Source organism: Mycobacterium intermedium (genome assembly GCF_002086275.1).
Classification (GTDB): domain Bacteria; phylum Actinomycetota; class Actinomycetes; order Mycobacteriales; family Mycobacteriaceae; genus Mycobacterium; species Mycobacterium intermedium.
This window is the reverse complement of record NZ_MVHT01000063.1, coordinates 1-15,201: the sequence shown is the minus strand read 5'-3', so window position 1 is coordinate 15,201 and position 15,201 is coordinate 1. Positions and strand designations below refer to the sequence as shown.

The window sequence follows — 15,201 nt, the reverse complement described above, 5'->3', positions numbered from 1 at the left end:
TGGATGCGGCATCCGTGGGACCGACGCCTTGGCGTGTGGTGGATCGCAGAGGATCACCCCGAGGCGCCGGCCATCGTCGCCTCGCCCAGCGGTCGCACACTGACCTTCGCCGAACTGGCCGCGGCCGCGCACCAGGTGGCAAATGCCCTGCGCGCAAACGGGCTTGGCGATGAGGCGGTGGTGGCGTACGCGCTGCCCAATGATGTGGACGCGGTTATCTGGCAGCTGGCCACCAACGAGATCGGGCTTCGCTATCTCACCTTGAACACCGCGCTCTCGGCGGCCGAGTTCGCCTCGATCCTCGATCACTCCGGCGCCGCCGTGCTGGTCACCCACGCCGATTACCTGGACCGGTTCGCGGTGGTCCCCGGCAACATCCAGCTTCGGATTGTCGTCGGCGACGACGCGGAAGTGCCGGCCGGGTTCATCGCGGAGCGTGATTTGTTGGTTGGGCATCCGACGACGGCGCCCGCCGGGCGCAAGCAGGGCGATGCCATCCGCTACTCGTCGGGCACCACCGGCAAACCCAAGGGCATCGTGCGACCTCTCGATGGCCGCGATCCGTCCGTTGCGGCAAATTCGATGGCAATCTTCGGCCGTGCCTTCGACTTTCGTCCCTTCGAGGGTGCGCACCTGGTGTCGACAGCCATGCACCACGCCGGATGCCAGAGCTTCTATCTCGGCGCTCTCAATGTCGGTCAGGCGCTGGCGATCCTGGGCCGATTCGATCCGGAACAGACGCTGGCCGCCATCGAGCGGCATGCGGTGACGACCGCCTACATGGTGCCCACCCAGTTCGTCCGCATGCTCAAGCTTCCCGCCGAGGTCCGGGACAAATACGACCTGAGCAGCCTGCACTCGGTGGTTCATTCCGCCGCCCCCTGCCCGCTGCAGGTCAAGAAGGACATGATGGCCTGGTGGGGTCCGGTGATCTGGGAAACCTACGGGGGTACCGAGGGAGCCGCCACCATCGCCAAGCCGTACCGCTGGCTGCAAAAGCCCGGGACCGTCGGCCGGCCGGTGCGCGGCATGCGCGTCAAAATCCTGGATGACGAAGGGAATCCGTTGCCGCCCGACGAAGTCGGCAACGTGTACCTGGAGCGACTGGACGGCGCCCGGTTCGAATACCGCAACGACGCCGACTTGACGGCCTCGGTGCACCGCGGCGCCGCCTTCACCCTCGGTGACGTCGGCTACCTCGACGAGGACGGTTACCTGTTCATCTGCGACCGCGCCAAGGACATGATCATCAGCGGCGGGGTGAACATCTATCCCGCCGAGGTCGAGGGCATACTCACCGCGCACCCCTTGGTCGCCGACGCCGCCGTCATCGGAATCCCGGACCCGGAATGGGGTGAGCAGGTCAAGGCGGTGGTCGAGTTGGTCGGCGACGCCGAACCATCGGCGGGGTTGGCCGACGACATCATCGCCCATTGCCGCGCTCACCTGGCCGGCTTCAAGTGCCCACGCTCGGTGGAATTCCAATCCGCCTTGCCTCGAACCGAATCCGGGAAACTGCTCAAACGCCAGATCCGCGACGTCTACTGGGCCGATGCCGGCCGTCGGGTCTAGTAACGAGAAAGTCAGTAACTACTAAATGAGTATCCTTTTAGGATAGGATCGCGTGATGGCGCGGGTGCGCACTCCGGACAGGGCGGACGGGACCGAACCCATCACCGCCGCAACTCCGTTCCTGCCGGCCGACGACGACTTCCACGCACCGCCGGATGACAACCCGTTCTGGACCGAGACCACGTGGTGGTCGTTCAACGTCCCGGACCGCAAGCTAGGCGGGTGGCTGCACGCCGCGTTTCACACCAACCGCGGCACCGTGACCTGGCGGGTCTACGTCTGGGACCCGAGCGGTGCGACGCCGGAGCAGTTGCCTTACTGCAAGGTGGTTTCCGACGTGCCGGTCACCGATCCCACCCCGGATCTGCGTGACATCACCATCCCCGGCGGCGGCTTCAGCGTCCGGATGCTGCGGCCACTGCGCGACTACCGCATCGAATTCACCGATGCCGAAGCGGATTTCGCCGTCCGACTCACCTACCAAGGCGTCCATGAGCCACGCCGCTTCACTCCGGGCGAGCCGCCGTTCATGGAGCACACCCACCTCGACCAGCTCGGCCATGTCACCGGCGAGGTGGTGTTGTCCGGCCAGTCGATCCCCATTGACTGCTATTCCGTCCGGGATCGATCCTGGGCGCCGCGGGGCGGGCCACCGCCAGCACGCGACAAGCGCGACAAGTCTGTGGGCCCACCGACCGACGAGTCCGCCCGGGTGCGGCATCCCGGCGGCCCGCGCTGGCGCGAGATCGAAAGGGAACGGGGGCGCGGGCGAATCCAGTACATCTTCGGCCATGCCGGCGGGGACATTGGGTTTCTTGCCTTCGTCCGGGTGGCCGACGGTGACGCTGCGGGCTACGCGCCGCTGAACCACGGGTGGCTGCTACGCGACGGACGTTTCGAACTGCTGGACAAATCCGCCAGCCGGATGAAGAACTACCGGGACCCGGTCACTGGCTGGAGCTCCCACATGGACGTGCAGCTGCGAGATGTCACCGGGCGGGTGATGGCCGCCGAAGGTGTTGCGGTGAGCCACATCTGTGAGCGTGGCGGCGGCAGCACCGCACTGATGCGTTGGGATCTCGACGGCAAGGTGGGTTGGGGCGAGGACCAAGACATCTGGCATCCGAAACATTTCGCCCGCATGCACGACGCCCTTGCGACCCAAGCGGCGCAGGCACCAGAAGCGCCGGGAGTAACCGACCCGAGGAGATGGGTGTGAGATGGGTGTGACCGGACCATTCGAGGGCGTGCGTGTCATCGAAGTGGCGTCGTGGACATTCGTCCCGGCGGCGGGCGCCATCATGGCCGATCTCGGTGCGGAGGTGATCAAGGTCGAGCCCCCGGCTGGCGATCCGCAGCGTGCCTTGCTCAACGCGATCAATGCCGACAAGTCGCTGCCCGACCCCTTTGTGCAAGTGCCCAATCGGGGCAAGCGCAGCATCACGCTGGACCTGTCCCACGAGGCCGGCCTGACCACGTTGCGCCGCTTGGTTTCCGGCGCCGACGTGTTTCTCACCAGCTATCTGCCCAAGGTGCGGGCCAAGCTGGGGATCGACGCCGCAGACCTGCGAGCCGACAACGAACGCTTGATCTATGTCCGCGGATCCGGTTGGGGCAGTGCGGGTCCGATGGCCGACGCGGGGGGATTCGATGCCGCCGCAGCGTGGTCGGCGGCAGGCATTCAGCACAAGTTGACCGCGCCCGGTGGCGCCGCACCCGCCGCGCAACCCGCGGCGTTCTTCGACCTGCAGGGTTCGAGTGCGATAGCGGGCGCCGTGGCCATGGCACTGTTCCGACGCGAACGCACCGGCGTCGGCGGTGTGGTCGATGTCTCGCTGTTGAACACCGGCATGTGGACCATGAGCCCCGATCTGGCCGCCAGCGCAGCGGGTATCGGCGAGTTACCTCGCACGGACCGAACTGCGGCCCCCAATCCGATCGTCAACAGTTACCGCACGTCCGACGACCGCTGGCTCAATCTGGTGTGCCTGCAGTCCGACCGGTTCTGGTCCGAGTTGTGTGAACTCATCGGCCGGCCGGACTTGGCGGACGACCCACGCTTCGGCGACGCCGTCGCACGCTACGTCAACCGCGCGGCCTGCATCGCCGAGCTGGACGCCACGTTCGGCAGTCGCACGCTCGCCGAATGGCGCGATCTGCTCGCCGGATTTTCTGGAGTATGGTCTGCCGCCGCAACATTCGATGAGGTCTGCGACCACCCCCAGGTCGCCAGCAATGGATACCTGCCGACCGTCACCGGTCTCGACGGCAACGCCTTCCGCCTGGTCGCCCCGCCCTATCAGTTCGATGGGAAGCCGACCACGCCGGCCGGACCCGCACCCGAACTCGGGCAGCACACCGAAGAGATCCTGCTGGAGAGCGGGCTGGAGTGGGACCAGATCAGCAGCTTGCGAGACGACGGAATCTTGGGCTGATGGCAGTCTTGTCAGACGTAGAGGTCGATCACCCGCTCGGTCGCCAGGTCGCCCCACAACATCTTGCGGCCGGCCCGATCCATGTGCGTGGTCCAGAACTCTCTGGCCGCGACACCGTCGCGGGCCTCGATGAGCCCGATGAATTTGGTGAACGCACGGACGGTCTGCTTGAACTGCTTTTCAATCTGGGTGTGACTGCTGGTCGTGGACACCGCGCGCGCCATGTGTCGGGTGACCACCTCGCGCAGCACGGCTCCGATCAGGGCCACCGTGTTGTTTCCGGCCCGTTCCAAAATCAGGTCGTGGAACCGGAACGTCGCCGCCGTCCACTCGCCGAAGTCGGCCCGCTCGGTGCCTTCGTTGACCAATGCCGCCAGCTCGGCCGCCGCGGCCTTGAGATCCCCGATGTCCTCGGGCGTCGCTCGGGCTGCCAGCATCTCGGCGGCGGCCGGTTCGAAAATCTTGCGGGCCTCGTACACATCCGCCAACGTGGTGCCCGACATCTGCAGCAGCAGGCCGAAATCCCTTGCGGCCACCGATGTTTCCGGGGAGGACACCAGCACTCCGCCGCGGGAACCACGGCGGACCACGATCAGCGATTCGCTCTCCAGGATGCGAAACGCCTCGCGCAGGGTGGGGCGGGAGACGCCGAACTGCTTCACCAATTCCACCTCGGTGGGCAGCGCGTCGCCTTTGCGGAGAACACCGCGAACGATGCTGCTGCGCAGTTGATCCGCGATGATCTCGGCGGTCTTGGGGGCCCGCACCAATTTGGTCGCGCTGTTCACCCGCTTCGTGGCGTCCATCAGACAAATGATCTTACTCATTTCGCCAATTCACGGATTATTGGGAGGAATCAATGACTTCGACACCGCTGATCACCCGCGAACTGTTCATCGATGGGAAGTGGACCGCCGGCGCCGGTGACGAACGTCTTGAGGTGCTCAACCCGGCGACCGAGCAGACGATCGCCGAGGTGCCCCAAGCCACCCCGGCCGACATCGATGCCGCAGTGCGTGCGGCCCGTCGCGCCTTCGACGAGGGACCGTGGCCGGCCATGCGTCCCGCGGAGCGGGCAAAGATCCTCGCGGCGATGGCCGACGAAATGACCCGCAGGCGTGCCGAACTGGTGGAGCTGAACATCACCGAGGCCGGATCGACGCGGATGATCGCCGACTTCCTGCAAGTAGGCACGCCGATCGACCATTTCGCCGACATGGCACACCGGGTATTGCCGCAGTTCGCCTTCGAACAACCGGTGCCGCCGATTTACGGTCGCGGTATCGGCCAGGGCGCGGTGGTGCGCGAACCCTATGGCGTCGCGGCGCTGATCACCGCCTTCAACTTCCCGTTCCTGCTGAACCTGGCCAAGCTTGCCCCGGCATTGGCCGCGGGTTGCACGGCCGTGCTGAAATCGTCCCCGTACACGCCGCTGGAGGCGTTGGTGCTCGGCGAGATCGCCGAAAGCGCCGGTCTGCCACCCGGAGTGCTCAACATCGTGACCGGTGACGTGGCCGCGGGCGAGGCGCTGACTCAGCATCCGGGGGTGGACATCGTGAGCTTCACCGGGTCGGACGCCGTGGGCCGCAAGGTATATGCCCAGGGAGCCGACTCGATCAAGAAAGTGGTGCTGGAGCTCGGCGGCAAATCCGCCAACATCCTCCTCGATGACAGCGACCTCGACAAGGTGATGGAAAGCGTACTGGGCGGCATCATCACGCACGCCGGACAGGGCTGCGCGTTGCTAACCCGCGTCCTGGTACACCAGTCGCTGCACGACGAATTGGTGGCGCGGATCGTTGGAACCCTCGGCTTCATCACTGTCGGCGACCCGGCCGACCCCGCCACCATGATGGGTCCACTGATCCGCGACGTGCAGCGGCAGCGGGTGGAGTCGCTGATCGCCGCCGGGGTGGCCGAGGGTGCGCAGATCGCATTCGGCGGCGGTCGCCCTGCCCACCTGGACCGGGGGTTTTTCTTGGAGCCAACGCTTTTCGTCGGCGTCGACAACCGCATGCGCATCGCCCAGGACGAGTTCTTCGGGCCGGTCGGCGTGGTGATTCCGTTCAGCGACGATGACGAGGCCGTTCGGATCGCCAACGACAGCCGCTACGGACTGTGCGGCGGTGTCTGGTCCGCCGACTCCCAGCGGGCTGTCGCCCTGGCCCGACGGTTACGCACCGGCATGGTGACCATCAACGGTGGCGGCGGTGGACTCAACCCCGCGGCCCCGTTCGGCGGCTACAAGTACAGCGGCGTGGGCCGCGAGTTCGGCGAATACGGCCTGTCGGAGTACCTGCAGCACAAGACGCTGCAGTGGCCGGTCGGCTAGCGGCTCACCCGCGCTGGATCGCGGAGCCGAATCTCCGCTTGAAAGCCTCACTCGTCCGTTGCTCGTGCCGGTACCGCTCGGCGCCCACCTTCAAGACGGCGATGCGCTCCTCGATCCGGCGGATCGCAATCGGGTCCGGCGGCGTCATTGCACGCAGCCTGTCCAGTTCGTCGTACTGGGCGGCCAACTCCTCGGCCAGTCGCGCCGCGACCTCACCGAACGTCAGTAGGTCGTAGTCGTCGGTATCGGGACGTTCCTCGTCGGAAGTCATTGCGGGTCAACCAAAGCGCAGCAGCGCGCGGGCATTGAGTTCCACGATTCGATGAGCATCGTCGTCGTCCACCTCGATCAGGTTCTCGGCAATGCGTTTGCGGCTGTTGGGCCAGTTCGAGTCGGAATGCGGATAGTCCACCTCGATCAGGATTCGGTCGATGCCGATCGTCTCCCGTGACTTCACGCCGTGGACGTCGTCGATGAAGCAGCCCCAGATGTGCTTGCGGAAAAGATCCGAGGGGCGGTCGGTGCGGCTGATGTTCTGATACCACCGGTGGCGCTCCCAGGTGTAGTCGAGACGCTCCAAAAGGTAAGGTATCCAGCCTATTCCGCCTTCGGACAGCAGAAACTTCAGATTCGGGTGACGTTGCAGCATTCCGGAGAACACCAGATCTGCGGTACTCCACATCAGGTTGGTCGAAAAGGTGGCGATCGCCACGGCGAACGGGGCGGGGTCCTCGGCAGAGGGCTTGACGAACGAGAAGCCCGGGACAAACCCGCCGGAGCCGAAGTGCAGGCACACCGGGATGTCGGCGGCTTTCAGCGCGTCCCACAGCGGTTCCCAGTGCGTGGGGTGGTGGAAGGACGGCAGTCCCAGCGGAACCGGGCTGTCCGGGAAGGACACCGCTCTGGTGCCGATCTGCGCCAGTCGTTCGACTTCGGCCGCGGCCAGTTGCGGGTCCCAGGTGGGCAGAATCCCCAACGGGATCAACCGGTCTGGTGCTGTCGCGCACCACTCGTCGACCTGGAAGTCGTTCCAGGCCCGCACGCAGGCCAGCGCTAGCTCCTTGTCTTTCGCGCGGTGGAACACGTTTCCGCCGAAACCCGGGAACGACGGGAAGGACAGTGCTGCGTGCACGCCGTCGATGTCCATGTCTTTGATCCGCTCGACCGGGTCGTAACATCCCGGGATCATCTGGTCGTAGCGCACCGGGTCCATTCCGTATTCTTCGGGAGGCCTACCGGCGACGGCATTGAGTCCGAGTTGGGGAAACAGCTGTCCCTCGAACCGCCAAACATGATGACCCGCAGGGGTTTCTATGATCTGCGGGCCCTGCTCGCGATGTGCTGCCGAAAGCCGGTCCTGCCATACCCGTGGATGTTCGATGACGTGGTCGTCCACCGAAATGATCTTCATCCAGTCCTGTAGTGGCATGTGTCTCCTTTGATCGACGGCCGATCAGCGAGGGAGGCCCAAGGCGCGCTCGGCGATCAGGTTGCGCAGCACCTCGTTGGTCCCGCCCGCAATGGTGAAGGCGCGCGCGTACAGAAAGGCGTCCTGCCACCAACCGCTGTCCCACACGCGAGTGTCGCCCTCGATCCGCACCCCGTCCTGCCCCTGTAACTCGAGCCCGAATTCGTGCATTGCCAGGTTGATTTCGCTGAACAGGATCTTCGACAGCGGGGCGTCGGCGGCATCGCCGGTACCGTGCAGCGCGCGACTGTCGCCAAACGCCGAAACCAACGAGTTCACCTGCACGTCAGCCGCGAAACCGCCGATGGCCTGGCGGACGTCGTCGTGCTCGATGGCCGGACGCCCGTCTCGAGTCACCGTGCCGGCCAATCGCACGAGTCGCTCCAGCGCACCGAACAGGGAGGCCCCGCTGCCGGCACTGGAACGCTCGAGCGCCAGGCTGGCGGTCGTCACCGCCCAGCCCTGGTTGACTTCGCCGATGACACGCCCGGCGGGAATCCGGACGCCATCGAGAAACACCTCGTTGAAATCGGCGGTACCGGTGATCTCGCGCAGCGGTCGCACCGTCACACCGGGGGTGCTCATGTCCAGAGCGAACGCCGTGATGCCGGCGTGCTTGGGTGCCTCGGGGTCGGTTCTGGCGAGTAGGTATCCCCAGTCCGCGTGTTGTGCGTTGGTTGTCCATACCTTCTGTCCATCGACGACGAAGTCGTCGCCGTCCCGGCGGGCACGGGTCCGCAGACTCGCCAGATCGCTGCCCGCGTCGGGCTCGCTGAACAGCTGGCACCAGATATGCTCTGCGGTACGTATTTTCGGCAGAAAGTAGTTCTGCTGGTCGACGGTGCCGTAGCCGATGATGGCGGCGGCCGCCAGCAGTCCACCACCGACCGGGCCCGCCGCGCCGGCCCGAATCAGTTCGTCGGTCACCACCGATTCGTGCAGCGGATGTGGGTTGGCCAGTCCACCGTGCGCCACCGGCCAGTGCACCCCGAGCAACTGGTGCTCGAACAGCATCCTGGTCCACTTCCGGAGCGCAGGAACCTCGTCGGCTTCGGGCGCACGCACACCGGTGCGCCCGTGGCGCGGTGGCGCATGCCGCGATGCCAACTGCCGGACCCGCTCGCGTAGCTTGTCCAGTTCGGCGTCTTGCCCGAGTTGCACGGAATCCTTCCCACGACGGAACCCGCATTTAACTTAATCAGTATCCTGTATATTCCCCAAGAGTTTTTCCAAATCCGAGGAGCAACGGGTGGATTTCGAGTTCACCGAAGAACAACGCGGGCTCGTCGATTCCACTCGCTCATTGCTGACCGCCAAGGCTCCGATCGAGCGGACTCGCAAACTCGCGGAGACCGAGCACCGCTTCGATGCCGAGCTGTGGCGGTACGGCGCCGAGTTGGGCTGGCCGGCGCTGGCAATAGCGGAGTCGGACGGCGGCTTGGGTCAACAGATCATCGACCTGACCTTGGTTGCCGTCGAACTCGGACGCGCGCTGGCATCCACCCCGTTCATTCCCGTCGTGGTCGCGGCGGACGTGCTGGCCCATTCGCATCACGAGCGGAAATCGGAACTGCTGCAGTCGATCTGCGCCGGGACGCTCATTGCAACGTGGGCGTTCGCAGAGTTCGGGCAGCCGTGGTCTGTCGCCGGCCTACGCACCCGCGCGGAACCGGTTGGACGAGGTTATGAGCTCAGCGGAGCCAAGGTGTCGGTGCAAGACGGTGACATCGCCGAGCTTGTCGTCGTCGATGCGGTTCTCGACGATGCGCCCGCTAGGTTCCTCGTCCCGACCGACACCGCCGGCGTTCATACCCGGCGGCAGCAGACGCTCGATGTCACCCGCGGTTACTGCGACGTGGACTTCGACCATGTTTCGGTGGACGCGTCCGCCCTGCTCTCTCGTGGCGACTCGGCCCAGATCGGCCGCACGTTGCAGCTGATCACCGTGCTCACGTGTGCCGAGTTGGTCGGGATAGGGCAACGCCTGCTGGACATGACCACCGAGTACGTCAAGAACCGGGTCCAGTTCGGGCGTCCCGTCGGAAGCTTTCAGGCCGTCAAGCACAAGTGCGCCGACATGAGAATGTGGGTGCAAGCGAGCACCGCCGCCACCTACTACGCCGCCATGGCCCTCGATGCCGACCATCACGACACCGAGCGCCTTGTCAGCGTCGCGAAGGCGTACGTCTCTGATGCCGTCAATCGCGTTGCCGGACAGGCACTTCAACTGCACGGCGGCATCGGATTCACCTGGGAGCACGACTTACACCTCTACCTACGGCGCGCCCGGGTGGGTTCGATGCTCTACGGGGATGTCAGGCACCACCGGGAGCGGTTATGCCAAATCCTGCAGTCGGGAGTAGGGGAGCAATAAACCCGTCGCGGGGGCGGGCCGACAAGTGAGGCCCAGCAGTCCCGCGTCAGGTCCCGGGCGGGAGTGAGACGGTGGGCGTCGGCGTCAGCGTGATCGTCGGCGTCGGCATCGGCATCGATGTCGTCAGTGTCGGAGTGCTGGTCACCGTGACCGTGCTGGTGCTGGTGCTGGTACTTGGTGGCGGCACTTCGGTGGTGGTGGTGCTCGTGGTGACGCTGGTAGTCGTCGTGGTGGACGAGGTGGTTGTCGCGGACGCCGCGGCGATCACACCGCAGGCCACGTGCCTGTTCGGTTCGTCCGAAGGGCTACCGCTCAAGTTGTCGGCGTTTTGATGGATGATCAATGCCGTCCCGGAACTGCTCCGCAGGTCTGCCGCGGTCAACTTGTCCGTGGTGGTGACGAGTTTCGCCGACCCGTCGGAACGCACCTGCAATGCGGTCAGTTCACCGCTGGCGGGATAGCCGGTGTGGTCCGGCTTCTGGAACACGCTGCCGGCGGCCTCGAAATCAGCGCCCTCACACTTGCCCACCGAGTGGATCTGGAGCCCATGGAAGCCGGGTGTCAAGACCTGGTTGGGATCCGCATCTACCGTCACCGTCACGTAGCCGTTTGCGAAATCGAAAGTGGCGGTGGCGACTTGGCTACCGTCAGCCGCCTTCAAGGGTGTGGTCATCCGCTCGGTGCCGGGTGCCTTGGTGGACGCCGATGTGGCTTGGCCACCGCCCTGCTGGTTTCCGCATGCGGCTATTGGTGCGGCGGCCACGGCAACTGCCGCGACCGCGACGGATACGCCCATTTTCATGAGCGGTACCTACCCGTTCGACGGGAATCGAAACCCGGTCAGTCGCGACGGCCGGCCAGCAACCCCGCGGAGGCGAATTTCAGCCCGGCGCGCAACTCGTCGAGCCGGATCGGGTCGTCGGACTCGATGTAACGCATGGTCGTCGCCACGGCCATGTTGAAGAACAACCACGCCAACGCGCTCGGACTCAACTCGTCTCGATAGTGGCTGCGGTAGTGATTCATGTGCAGCCTGGTCATCGCGAGCAGGGTTGCGTTGAGTCCCTCGATGGAGTCGAAGGTGCGAATGTGGTCGGGCCGCTCGGCAAGGTAGCGAAACAACCGCCGGTTGGCGATGGTGTAGTCGATGAGCATGTCGATGGACGATTCGATCGCCGATTCCGGACGGTCGAGGGTGATCGCTCTGAGCATCTCCTCGATTGCGGGCGCCTGTTCGGCGGTGAGCTGCTCGATCGCGGCTTTGATGATTTCTTCCTTGTTCGCAAAGTATTGATAGATCGATCCCTTGCTGACGCCGGCTTTCTCCGCGATCAGGTTGGTGGTGATCTGCTCGGGTGCGTACTTGCGCAGCAGCGACGCCGTCGTGGCGACAATTTTTGCGACCATATCGCGGGACCTTGACTGTTGCGGCGCCTTGCGACGCCCTGAACTGGGCTTTGTTGCGCCCACAACCGCTCCTAACGCGACTTGAATACGACCTCACGGTCATATTAGCGTTCATCTGAACCAGTTGAGGAAGGGTTGACGATGACCGCCACTAGGGATCTCGCAGAGCTGGACGTCAGCGCGCCCATCGAATTGGTTCCGCCGGACTCCCTCACCGCCGAGCACACCGGACGGTGGACCTTCCTCATGCTCGAGGGTGCGGCGTTCATGATGCAGGCCATGCATCCGGTCATCGGCGAGATGGTCGGTCGATACTCCGCGGCCTTCCACGGCGACCCCGCCGGTCGTGCGATACGTTCCGTCGACTCGGTGCTGCGCTGGACGTATGGCCTCAACGAAGCCGCGGCCGAGGGCGACCGGGTTCGGGCGATGCACCAGCCGATCACCATGAAGAGCGCCCGCACCGGCAAACAGATCAGCGCGCTGAACCCGGAGGCGTACCAGTGGGTGATCGCCACCGGCTACATCGGCTACGTGCAGGCCGGTCGGCTGCTGATCGGCCGGGAATTCACCGACGCTGAGAAAGACGAACTGCTGCGGGACAATCGTCGGCTGGCTCGACTGCTGCATGTGCCGATGCGCGGCTATCCCGAGTCGCAACAGGAGATGGCCGACTACTACGAGTCGATGATCGACAAGCTGGAAGGCACCCCGGAGGCGTTGCAGTTGATCCACCAGTTGAAGACGGGCCAGGTCGACCTGCCGCCGTTTGTTCCGAAACCGTTGGTTCCGTTGGCGAGAACAGCATTGCGGCCCGCGATGCGTTTCAATTACCTATCGGTCGTCGGGCTGCTCGATCCACGTCTTCGCAAGAAGCTCGGTGTCACTTGGAGCGCCAAAGAGGAACGGGAGCTCACCCGGACGTACGCCGTGATCCGCAACGCCTACCGCGTGCTGCCGGACCGGCTCACCTATTTCCCGTTGGCGTATCACGCGCGCAAGCACCACCAGTGCCTCGAGAAGATGAAGCGACGCCAAGAGAAGTCATTCGCATACCACCTGCCGAAGGACCCGCCGAAGGCGAGATAGCCGGGTCATAATCCGACGGCTCGCTCCAGGTCTTTGAGCGACGTCTCCAGATGGTCGAGTAGACGCTGCAGCTGCGGCACGGCGCGGCGGCATCCCACGAGCCCGAAGTCAAGACGGTCGCCGCTGCCCACCAGGGTGATGTTGAGCGCCTGCCCATTCGCTGCGATCGACATCGGATAGCTGCCCTGCAACTGGGCGCCATTGGCGTACAGCGGTTTCCGTGCACCGGGAACATTGGAGATGCACACATTGAACGGCGGTGGGCCGGCGGCCGTACCCATGACGCCACCCAACACGACCGGCGAGAGCAACATCATTCCCAGCGCCATGGCCTGCTGCCTGGGCAGTTGGGCAAGGACGGCCTTGTTGTTGCGCATGCAGGTGCTGATCGTGTCCAGTCGCTGGGCGGGGTCGTCGAGATGCGTGGCCAAGTTGGCCAGTACCGCCCCGACGGCGTTACCGCCGGCCGCCTCGTCGGCACCGCGAAGGCTGACCGGAACCATTGCAACCAGCGGCTTTTCGGGCAGCGCATCCTGATCGGCGAGGTAGGCGCGCAGAGCGCCGGCGCACATCGCGAGTACGACGTCGTTGACCGTGACGCCGGCGGCATTCTTGACGTTCTTGACGCGCTGTAGCGACCACGACTGCGCAGCGCAACGTCGCGCCCCGCCGATAGGAACGTTGAGCATGGTGTGGGGCGCCCGGAACGGCAACGTGAGCTGCTGCTCGAGTAGCGCGGCGCGCGCCAAGCCGAACGCCGAGGTGCCAAGGCGGGGAACCGATTTGATCGCCGCACCGAGCGTCTGCCACTTCGACGGAGCGCCGACGGGATCAACGACACTGATCGGGCTGGTCCACGGCGCCCGGATCGTTCTGTCGAGTTCGTCCGCTGCGAGCGCATTCTGTAGAAAGTTGATGGCCGATATCCCGTCGACGAGGCCGTGATGAATCTTGGTGTAGACGGCGAAGCGTCCGTCGTTGAGTCCTTCGATGACGTGGGTCTCCCACAAGGGACGGTGCCGGTCGAGCACGCCGGAATGCAGCCGTGAGGTGAGTTCGAGTAGCTCCCTCACTCTTCCGGGGCCCGGCAGCGCCGAGTGTCGGACGTGGTAGTCGAGATCGACCTCGGGCGCGGAAGACCAGAGGACGTTTTGCCCTCCCGTCAGTGTGGTCGGGTGCCTGCGGAAGAGCGGGTGCACGTCATCGCAGGACCGAAGCGCCCGAACGTAATTGCGGACGAAATCTGACCCGGGGCCCTCGGGCGTCTTGAACAGCTGCAACCCCGCGACATGCATCGGTTGTCGGGGCGACTCGGCAAGCAGCATCATCGATTCGATTGGTGACATCAGGGCCATGACTTGTCCTCGGTGTTGGTGGGAGCGTGCTGCAAAGGTAGGGACTGAGCGGGTAGAAAGCCTCGTGCCGCGGTGCCAACGTCGATCCCGGTGATTGTGGCCGCGTCACAAAGAGGAGTACGTTCATCCCCCATGGAGCTCGCGTGGGAACCAATGCGTGAGCCGGACGTCGAGAGCGTCTGGAAGACGTTGCTGCGCCCAATTGCATCCGAAATGCGCACCGGCGCAGTCGAACTCGCAGAGTTGGCCGTCACCCGGGTACAGGCCGAGATGCCGATGCTGTTTCCCGACCCGCAGTCGGTACGGGAAAACGTAGTGAGCACGGCGGCGAGCATCCGCCAATTGGCCGACATCATCGACGTGGCCGGCGACCCGCGTGGAGTTGAATTACCGGCGCCGACCGCGGCGCTCGCCCGGGCCGGAGTGCAACGGCAGATTCCCCTCGCCAGCTTGATGAGGTTCTACCGGGTGACCCATGAGTTGCTGTGGCAGTGGGTGTGGGATCGCATCACCACGGCCGCGATCGGTCAGAAGCAGCAAGCCGATGCGTTACGCCTTGTCTCCAGCTGGATGTTCGGCTACGTCGATGCCGCCTTGAACCGAGCAGAGCAGGCCTACGAGGCCGAACGCGAAAGTTGGCTACGGAATACGGCCGCCGCTCGTACCGATGCCATCGACGACATCCTGGCGCAGCGGGAACGTGACCCGCAGCGGGCGTCCAAGCGGCTGCGCTACGACGTCAACAGGCACCATGTCGGGGTCGTCGCGTGGGTCGACGCGATACCGGAGAGCGGTGACGCTCAGTCCGTGCTGAGCGAGGCGCTCACCATCCTGGGGCGCGAGATGGGCGGGGAAACCACCCTCATTCACCCGGCCGGTTCTCTGGCGGCATTCGGCTGGATCAGTCGGCAAAGCACCTTCGCCACAATCGCTTTCGCTAGTGTCGCCGACGGGGCGGGCGGTCCCGAACTACCCGACGGCGTTCGGGTCGGGATCGGCGAAGCCGGTCACGGTCTACAGGGTTTTCGGTCCACTCACCTGGAAGCATCGAGTGCCCGCCGGGTCGCCTCACTGGCCGGGACACGGGCCGGTGCACTGACCCGGTACCGCGATGTCGCGATCCCGGCGCTGGCCAGTTGTGACGCCGAACAGGCGGCCTCGTTTGTTCT

General features: G+C 65.0%; 14 protein-coding genes. 7 read left to right on the top strand and 7 right to left on the bottom strand.

The window, feature by feature from the left end:
* The first annotated feature begins 3 nt into the window (after positions 1-3).
* Genes BST27_RS20350 through BST27_RS20340 form a run of 3 tightly spaced genes read left to right on the top strand, consistent with a single transcriptional unit; the run spans position 4 to position 4,007 of the window.
* Positions 4-1,572 carry an AMP-binding protein gene (locus tag BST27_RS20350; protein WP_069417495.1) on the top strand — a complete coding sequence of 523 codons (1,569 nt, stop codon included), beginning with the start codon at positions 4-6 and terminating at the stop codon, positions 1,570-1,572.
* Positions 1,573-1,627: 55 nt separating this feature from the next.
* A complete protein-coding gene (locus BST27_RS20345; RefSeq protein WP_139805267.1) occupies positions 1,628-2,791 on the top strand; it encodes a DUF7065 domain-containing protein in 1,164 nt (387 codons plus the stop codon).
* Positions 2,792-2,798: 7 nt separating this feature from the next.
* Positions 2,799-4,007, top strand: coding sequence for a CaiB/BaiF CoA transferase family protein (locus tag BST27_RS20340; RefSeq protein ID WP_069417627.1), 1,209 nt, complete (start codon positions 2,799-2,801; stop codon positions 4,005-4,007).
* An 11-nt stretch (positions 4,008-4,018) separates the two neighbouring features.
* On the opposite strand, the gene BST27_RS20335 is transcribed toward BST27_RS20340, so the two are convergent.
* Complete coding sequence (locus BST27_RS20335; RefSeq protein WP_069417626.1) at positions 4,019-4,813, bottom strand: FadR/GntR family transcriptional regulator; 795 nt, start codon at positions 4,811-4,813, stop codon at positions 4,019-4,021.
* 53 nt (positions 4,814-4,866) lie between these two features.
* On the opposite strand from BST27_RS20335, the gene BST27_RS20330 reads away from it, so the two are divergent.
* The gene (locus BST27_RS20330; RefSeq protein WP_069417494.1) at positions 4,867-6,339 is read left to right on the top strand and encodes an aldehyde dehydrogenase family protein; all 1,473 of its coding nucleotides are present in this window, start codon (positions 4,867-4,869) and stop codon (positions 6,337-6,339) included.
* Positions 6,340-6,343: 4 nt separating this feature from the next.
* Here the strand turns inward: BST27_RS20330 and BST27_RS20325 are convergent, their stop codons facing one another.
* The 3 genes from BST27_RS20325 to BST27_RS20315 are packed head-to-tail and all read right to left on the bottom strand — an operon-like array spanning position 6,344 to position 8,968.
* Entirely contained in the window at positions 6,344-6,610 is a 267-nt protein-coding gene (locus BST27_RS20325) for a hypothetical protein (RefSeq protein ID WP_069417493.1), read from the bottom strand.
* A gap of 6 nt (positions 6,611-6,616) precedes the next feature.
* The gene (locus BST27_RS20320; RefSeq protein ID WP_069417492.1) at positions 6,617-7,768 is read right to left on the bottom strand and encodes an amidohydrolase family protein; all 1,152 of its coding nucleotides are present in this window, start codon (positions 7,766-7,768) and stop codon (positions 6,617-6,619) included.
* Positions 7,769-7,792: 24 nt separating this feature from the next.
* Positions 7,793-8,968, bottom strand: a complete 1,176-nt coding sequence (locus tag BST27_RS20315) for an acyl-CoA dehydrogenase family protein (RefSeq protein ID WP_069417491.1) — start codon at positions 8,966-8,968, stop codon at positions 7,793-7,795.
* 88 nt (positions 8,969-9,056) lie between these two features.
* Between BST27_RS20315 and BST27_RS20310 the strand changes: the two genes are divergently transcribed.
* Complete coding sequence (locus tag BST27_RS20310; protein WP_069417490.1) at positions 9,057-10,181, top strand: acyl-CoA dehydrogenase family protein; 1,125 nt, start codon at positions 9,057-9,059, stop codon at positions 10,179-10,181.
* 46 nt (positions 10,182-10,227) lie between these two features.
* On the opposite strand, the gene BST27_RS20305 is transcribed toward BST27_RS20310, so the two are convergent.
* Both BST27_RS20305 and BST27_RS20300 read right to left on the bottom strand, forming a co-directional pair.
* Positions 10,228-10,983, bottom strand: a complete 756-nt coding sequence (locus BST27_RS20305; protein ID WP_069417489.1) for a superoxide dismutase family protein — start codon at positions 10,981-10,983, stop codon at positions 10,228-10,230.
* 38 nt (positions 10,984-11,021) lie between these two features.
* On the bottom strand, positions 11,022-11,588 hold the full coding sequence (locus BST27_RS20300) for a TetR/AcrR family transcriptional regulator (protein ID WP_069417488.1): 567 nt from the start codon (positions 11,586-11,588) through the stop codon (positions 11,022-11,024).
* A 141-nt stretch (positions 11,589-11,729) separates the two neighbouring features.
* Between BST27_RS20300 and BST27_RS20295 the strand changes: the two genes are divergently transcribed.
* Positions 11,730-12,677: an oxygenase MpaB family protein gene (locus BST27_RS20295; protein ID WP_069417487.1), complete on the top strand. Its 948-nt coding sequence runs from the start codon at positions 11,730-11,732 to the stop codon at positions 12,675-12,677.
* A gap of 5 nt (positions 12,678-12,682) precedes the next feature.
* Here the strand turns inward: BST27_RS20295 and BST27_RS20290 are convergent, their stop codons facing one another.
* Positions 12,683-14,032 (bottom strand): WS/DGAT/MGAT family O-acyltransferase, encoded by a 1,350-nt coding sequence (locus BST27_RS20290; protein ID WP_069417486.1) that lies wholly within the window; start codon positions 14,030-14,032, stop codon positions 12,683-12,685.
* A 132-nt stretch (positions 14,033-14,164) separates the two neighbouring features.
* Between BST27_RS20290 and BST27_RS20285 the strand changes: the two genes are divergently transcribed.
* Positions 14,165-15,201 (top strand): RsbRD N-terminal domain-containing protein (locus BST27_RS20285; protein WP_083148600.1); only part of this gene is annotated, 1,037 nt, incomplete at its 3' end.

Bases quoted from the DNA above. Each gene is read 5' to 3' on its own strand.
- BST27_RS20350 (WP_069417495.1), top strand. From the start codon at position 4: ATGCGGCATCCGTGGGACCGACGCCTTGGCGTGTGGTGGATCGCAGAG.
- BST27_RS20345 (WP_139805267.1), top strand. From the start codon at position 1,628: ATGGCGCGGGTGCGCACTCCGGACAGGGCGGACGGGACCGAACCCATC.
- BST27_RS20335 (WP_069417626.1), bottom strand. From the start codon at position 4,813: ATGGACGCCACGAAGCGGGTGAACAGCGCGACCAAATTGGTGCGGGCC.
- BST27_RS20330 (WP_069417494.1), top strand. From the start codon at position 4,867: ATGACTTCGACACCGCTGATCACCCGCGAACTGTTCATCGATGGGAAG.
- BST27_RS20325 (WP_069417493.1), bottom strand. From the start codon at position 6,610: ATGACTTCCGACGAGGAACGTCCCGATACCGACGACTACGACCTACTG.
- BST27_RS20320 (WP_069417492.1), bottom strand. From the start codon at position 7,768: ATGCCACTACAGGACTGGATGAAGATCATTTCGGTGGACGACCACGTC.
- BST27_RS20305 (WP_069417489.1), bottom strand. From the start codon at position 10,983: ATGAAAATGGGCGTATCCGTCGCGGTCGCGGCAGTTGCCGTGGCCGCC.
- BST27_RS20300 (WP_069417488.1), bottom strand. From the start codon at position 11,588: ATGGTCGCAAAAATTGTCGCCACGACGGCGTCGCTGCTGCGCAAGTAC.
- BST27_RS20295 (WP_069417487.1), top strand. From the start codon at position 11,730: ATGACCGCCACTAGGGATCTCGCAGAGCTGGACGTCAGCGCGCCCATC.
- BST27_RS20290 (WP_069417486.1), bottom strand. From the start codon at position 14,032: ATGGCCCTGATGTCACCAATCGAATCGATGATGCTGCTTGCCGAGTCG.